We start from the raw sequence: 6000 nt of genomic DNA on the forward strand, positions 1-6000 counted from the left end.
ATTTGTCCAGGAAACGAGTTAGCCCCTTTCGTTTACATCGGCTTCCCGCACATACTCAATCAAATCTCCTGGCTGACAGTCCAACAGGGAGCAGATTGTATCAAGGGTTTTCCAGGACACTAAATCCCCGTGCCGAATTTGCTGTAAATAGGATTGCCCGATTAGCTTTTCTTCACGGATTTTTGTGGAGCTATAGCCCTTCTGTTTTAGTTCGGCCATTATATCCACTTTATAACGGATTGCCATAAATTCGCCTCCTTCTCCATCATCCACATTATAGCAAAGAAAAGCACTAATATCAAGTGCTAAATATAGACAATTATAGCACCAATAATTAGTGTATTTTGTCAATAGACAGCACCAGTAATTAGTGCTATAATAAGTCCATAAAGAGTTGGGAGCCAATTTCAACACCGCCTGATGTAACCCAGCGAACCGACAAACACATAGGAGCGGCGACAGCACGGAGAGACGGCAAAACAAAAAAATAAAGGAGATCACTACAATGTCTAAAATCGAACTGCTTGCCAAAATTGAACTGCTGAACAAATACGAGGCTATGGTTGAGGAAATGAAAGCCCAGGCCGACACCATGTGGGGCATGGTCAGACTTGCCACACCCTGACGCTGACACCAATTCAGAAACGTGCGGAATACTCTGGCATAGGCAGAAATGGAATTATGGGCAAGACCAGACTTCCGCATAGACACAATCATTTCCTCCAACTGCCTGTTGGTCAGTTCCTTCATTGGCTGCTGAATATCTAGATGTTTGGAAATGCTGTGTAAGTGGAGCTTGTAATTGCGAATCGTGACCTCTGACAAACCTTCCGCAGTCTGGGCAAAAACGAAGTCGTCAAAGACTTCCGCCACGGTGCGGCCAGACTGTTCATTTAATTTGATTTTTGAACGCATTTTTAGACCTCATTCCTATCATTAAAATCGGCAAACAGGCATGCGGTCTGAATCATGGCATGAAAACAAGAAAAAACCCTTGAAAGATCAGAACTTTCAAGGGTTTTGGTGGAGACTACGGGACTCGAACCTGTGACCTCATGCGTGTGAAGCATGCGCTCTAACCAGCTGAGCTAAGCCTCCATGACTGGAACGTTTTGAATTATACTATAGCTTTCCGGAAATGTCAAGCCCTTTTTTCGGGACCCACAGGGGCCCCGAAAAAAGGGGGGAAATCAGGCGTTCAGCATTTCCTTGGCGACTGCTTCGATGTGCTCCGCGCTGAGACCGAACTGCTTCAGCAGGGCGGCGGCGGGGCCAGAGTGGCCGAATTCGTCGTTAACGCCGACGCGGCGCAGTCTTGTGGGGCACTTCTCACTGAGCAGAGCGGCGACGGCTTCGCCCAGACCGCCGATGATGCTGTGCTCCTCACAGGTAATGACCTTGCCGCACTCTCTGGCTGCCTTCAGTACAAGCTCCTCATCCAAAGGCTTGATGGTGCAGATGTTGATGACCCGGGCATGGATACCCTGGGCCTTCAGGCTCTCGGCGGCAATCAGCGCCTCGTTGACCATCAGGCCGGTGGCGATGATGGCAACACCGTTGCCCTCGGTGAGCTGCTCACCCTTACCGATTTCGAAGGAGAAATGCGCAGCGTCATGGAATACGGGCACGGCCAGACGGCCGAAGCGGACATAAACCGGACCTTCGTAGGCATAGGCGGCCTTAACGGCGGCTTTGGCCTCTACATCATCGCTGGGGCACATGACGACCATGCCGGGGATGGAGCGCATGAGGGCAAAATCCTCGCAGCACTGGTGGCTGGCGCCGTCCTCACCCACGGAGATACCGCCGTGGGTGGCGGCGATCTTCACATTCAGATGGGGGTAGCCCACGGAGTTGCGGATCTGCTCAAAGGCACGGCCAGCGGCGAACATGGCAAAGCTGCTGGCGAAGGGGACCAGCCCCATGGTGGAGAGGCCCGCGGCCACGCCGACCATATTGCACTCGGCAATGCCGCAGTTGAAGTGACGGTCGGGATAGGCTTTTTTGAAAATGCCGGTCTTGGTAGCGCCGGCCAGGTCCGCGTCCAGGACGACCAGATCATCCGCGCCGTTCTGTGCCAGCTCTACCAGGGCGTTGCCGTAGCTGTCCCGGGTGGCGATTTTTTTCACTTCACTCATTTTGCTGCCTCCAGTTCTGCCATGGCAGCATTCAGTTCGCCCATGGCCTGCTTGTACTCTTCGTCATTGGGGGCCTTGCCGTGCCAGCCTGCCTGGTTTTCCATGAAGCTGACGCCCTTGCCCTTGGTGGTGTGCATCAGGATGCAGGTGGGCTTATGGGTGCAGGCATGGAATTCGGCAAAAGCCCTTTCGATTTCGTCAAAATCGTGGCCGTTGATCTCCACCACATGGAAGCCGAAGGCCTTTGCCTTTTCGTCAACGGGGGCGGTGTTCATGACGTCGCAGGTCCGGCCATCAATCTGCAGGCCGTTCAGGTCCACGATCATGCAGAAGTTGTCCAGATGATAATGGGCGGCAAACAGCATGGCTTCCCAAACTTCACCCTCGGCGATCTCGCCGTCGCCCAGCAGGGTATAGACGTTGATGTCCTTGCCCAGATACTTGGCGCCCTTGGCCATGCCCGCGGCGGCGGAGATGCCCTGACCCAGAGAGCCGGTGGACATATCCACGCCGGGAACGGTGTTCATGTTGGGATGGCCCTGGAGATAGCTGTCAATGTGCCGCAGGGTGGGCAGGTCCGCTACAGGGAAGAAGCCACGGTAGGCCAGAGCGGCATACAGGCCGGGAGCCGTATGGCCCTTGGACAGCACGAAGCGGTCCCGGTTCGGGTCGCGGGGGGCCTTGGGGTCTACCCGCAGTTCCTTATTATAAAGGTAGGTAAACATCTCAGCGGCGGACAGGCTTCCGCCGGGATGACCGGCCTTGGCGCCATGGGTGGATTCGATGATCCCCATACGCACCTGGCAGGCTTTTTTCTTCAGATCAAACTTCAATTCTTCTGTCAAAAAACGCACCTTCCATCTCTGATATTCCCAAGGAAACTCTGAATAAATCGTCCGCGGCTGAGCGGCGAATCTTTTGCTCCCAGTCTGCGGTTTGAAAAATGGGAAATATTGCGCAGCCGTTGCCAGCACAAGCTGGCTTACGGATGCGGCATACCCCTTGCGGGTACATACAGTATTCCCTCATTTTCCAAACCTTGTCTGGAACCAAAATCTTTCGCCGTCAGCTCTTGCTGATTTAATCAGAGCTTCCTTAAGGTTTTCACGGCCGCGGCGTTTCCACGGCATTCCTGTATGAGTATACCATAGAAAGCTGTTTTTTGCTACAGCAATTCCGCTTATTTACAAATTTTTCGCGGCTTCTTCAAGTTCCTCCCCGGAGGCGGCCGCCTCAAATTCGGCAAGGATATCCCTGTCGGGCGCTTTTGTCAGCAGACTGACGACGACGATGACCAGCAGTCCCGCCAGGAACGCGGGCAGCAGCTCATAGATGCCGAAGACACCGCCCAGAGGCTTGACCAGATATTTCCACACAAACACCATAACACCGCCTGCCGCCATGCCGGCGACAGCCCCGGGGAAGGTGGTGCGCTTCCAGTACAGGGCGCAGATCACCAGAGGGCCGAAGCCCGCGCCGAAGCCTGCCCATGCGAAGGAGACAATGCCGAAAATGGAGCTGTTGGGGTCTCTCGCAATGACCACGCCCAGAATGGCTATGGCCACAACGGTGAGCCGCGCGAAGACCATGCTCTGCTTCTGACTGAGTTTCAGGCGGAAGGCTTCCTGCAGAAGATTCTGAGAAACGCTGGAGGAGGCGGCCAGCAGCTGGGAGTCTGCCGTGGACATGGTGCTGGCAAGGATACCCGCCAGAATCAGCCCGGCCATCAGCGCCGGGAAAATGCCGCCCTTTGCCAGCAGCTCCGCAATGCGGATGATAATGGTCTCCGTGGCGGCGCCGTCCAGTGCTTCAATGGTTCCGGTGCCGGAAAGCGCCTTGCCCACGATGCCGATGAGCACCGCCAATGCCATGACGATGGTGACCCATACGGAGGCTACCCGGCGGCTGAGTTTCAGCTTCTTCTCGTCCCCGATGGCCATGAACCGCAGCAGAATGTGGGGCATGCCGAAATAGCCCAGGCCCCATGCCAGCGTGGAGACGATGGTAAGAAGGGAATAGGGGGCCGCGGAATTGGTGCTGACGCTGTAGCTCTGGGTCAAGGACAGATAGCCCGGCAGGGCTTTGGCGTTTTCCACTACGGCACCCATGCCCCCCGCCTGAATGGTGGCGTAAATCAGCACGAAGAGAATGGCAATGGTCATGATAATGCTCTGTACCAGATCCGTAATGGAAGCCGCCAGAAATCCGCCGGCAGCGGTGTAGCCCACGATGACCACGGCGGAGATCAGCATGGCTGTCATGTAGTCAATGCTGAACAGGCTGGAAAACAGCTTGCCGCAGGCGGCGAAGCCGGAAGCGGTATAGGGAATAAAGAAAACAATGATGATCACCGCGGCCAGGGCGGAGAGGACGCTTTTTTCATCATGAAAGCGCCGGGAAAAGAACTGGGGGATGGTATAGCTCCCCGTAATCTGGGTATAGCGCCGCAGACGGCGGGCGGTGAAAAGCCAGTTGAAGTAAGTGCCCACAGCCAGACCGATGGCCGTCCAGCCCACATCCGCCGTTCCGGACAGGTAGGCAAGGCCCGGCAGACCCATGAGCAGATAGCTGGACATATCGGAGGCCTCGGCGCTCATGGCTGTCACCAATGGGCCCAGGGTCCGTCCGCCCAGGTAGAAGTCGGCGGCGGAGGAATTTTGTTTGGCGCAGCGCGCGCCGATCCAGAGCATACCCAGCAGGTATACAAGGATTGTAATGGTGATGCAAATGGTCGAGGTCATTTCACTCATCCTTTCTCTTGACTTTGGGATGTGCGGATTGTATCATGAGAGGAAACATTTGAAAAGCGAATGTTTTGCATGAAGAACATAACAAAATCGAATGCAAGGAGAGACGCCTATGGACATGAACATCCTCAAATACATGGCTTTTCTGAAGACTGTAGAGACAGGCAGCTTCACAAAAGCCGCGGAAGCCCTGAACTACTCCAGTCCGGCGTCAGCCGCATGATCGGTGACTTGGAGAAGGAATGGCATATTACCCTTCTGGAACGGGACCGCAGCGGCATCCGTTTGACCTCCGACGGCTCCCGTCTGCTGCCATACGCCCAGAGCGTCTGTACGGAGTACCGGAAACTCCAGATGGAGGTGGACGACCTTCGGGGGGTCCAGACTGGCATGATCCGCATCGGCACCTTCTCCAGCGGCGCCATCCACTGGGTGCCCAACATCATCAAGGCCTTTCAGAAGGACTACCCCGGCGTGGACTATGAGCTTTTGCTGGGGGACTATTCGGAAATCGAGGAGTGGATCGCCCAGGGCAAGGTGGACTGCGGCTTTCTCCGGCTGCCCACCCGACCGGAATTTGACACGATTCCCCTGGGAAAGGACAGACTGCTGGCAATTTTGCCGGAAAACCATCCGCTGGGAAACTACGACAGGGTCCCCATTGCCGCGCTGTGCGAGGAACCCTTCATGCTGCTGGAAAAGGCGGCACAGGCGGAGGTCTCCGAGGTTTTCGAGCGCAACGGTCTGAAGCCCCGGGTCCATTTCACCACATGGGACGACTACGCAATCATGGCCATGGTGGAAAGCGGTCTGGGCGTCAGTATGCTGACGGAGATGATCCTGCAGCGGACGCCCTTCCGCATCGTCGCCAAAGAGCTGGACGTCCCCGCCTACCGGGAGACCGCCCTGGCCCTGCGGGACCGGAAAACCGCCTCGCTGGCGGTGAAAAAGTTTTTGGAATATCTGCAATATCGGTAAAACAGATAGCGGTATTGCAAAATGTAGTGCGAAGACTTTACGCTTAAGCTCTTGACAGTAGCCCTGTCTGTATTTCGGCTGTGTCCCTCCGGGGGCTACTTTCTTGTCCCGCCAAGAAAGTAGGAAAGAATGCGGCC

General features: G+C 55.5%; 4 protein-coding genes, 1 tRNA gene and 2 pseudogenes. 1 reads left to right on the forward strand and 6 read right to left on the reverse strand.

The window, feature by feature from the left end; genetic code table 11:
* Positions 1–18 precede the first annotated feature (18 nt).
* From KQI10_RS11740 to KQI10_RS10125, 6 genes and pseudogenes are all read right to left on the reverse strand, one after another.
* On the reverse strand, positions 19–246 hold the full coding sequence (locus tag KQI10_RS11740; RefSeq protein ID WP_253285238.1) for a helix-turn-helix transcriptional regulator: 228 nt from the start codon (positions 244–246) through the stop codon (positions 19–21).
* A gap of 423 nt (positions 247–669) precedes the next feature.
* Positions 670–915, reverse strand: a pseudogene (locus tag KQI10_RS11995) (site-specific integrase); the annotation flags it as partial.
* Positions 916–1021: 106 nt separating this feature from the next.
* A tRNA-Val gene (locus KQI10_RS10110) sits at positions 1022–1098 on the reverse strand.
* 92 nt (positions 1099–1190) lie between these two features.
* Positions 1191–2138: a transketolase family protein gene (locus KQI10_RS10115; protein WP_216567282.1), complete on the reverse strand. Its 948-nt coding sequence runs from the start codon at positions 2136–2138 to the stop codon at positions 1191–1193.
* Positions 2135–2983, reverse strand: a complete 849-nt coding sequence (locus tag KQI10_RS10120) for a transketolase (protein ID WP_216567283.1) — start codon at positions 2981–2983, stop codon at positions 2135–2137. Before KQI10_RS10120 ends, KQI10_RS10115 begins: the two co-directional genes overlap by 4 nt.
* 339 nt (positions 2984–3322) lie before the next feature.
* A complete protein-coding gene (locus tag KQI10_RS10125) occupies positions 3323–4879 on the reverse strand; it encodes a sodium/proline symporter (protein ID WP_371818403.1) in 1557 nt (518 codons plus the stop codon).
* Between the two features lie 118 nt (positions 4880–4997).
* Here KQI10_RS10125 and KQI10_RS10130 point away from each other — a divergent pair.
* Positions 4998–5863: pseudogene (locus KQI10_RS10130) on the forward strand (LysR family transcriptional regulator).
* Positions 5864–6000: the final 137 nt, after the last annotated feature.

Origin of the sequence: Pseudoflavonifractor sp. MSJ-30 (assembly GCF_018918045.1) — a bacterium.
GTDB lineage: Bacteria > Bacillota > Clostridia > Oscillospirales > Oscillospiraceae > Faecousia.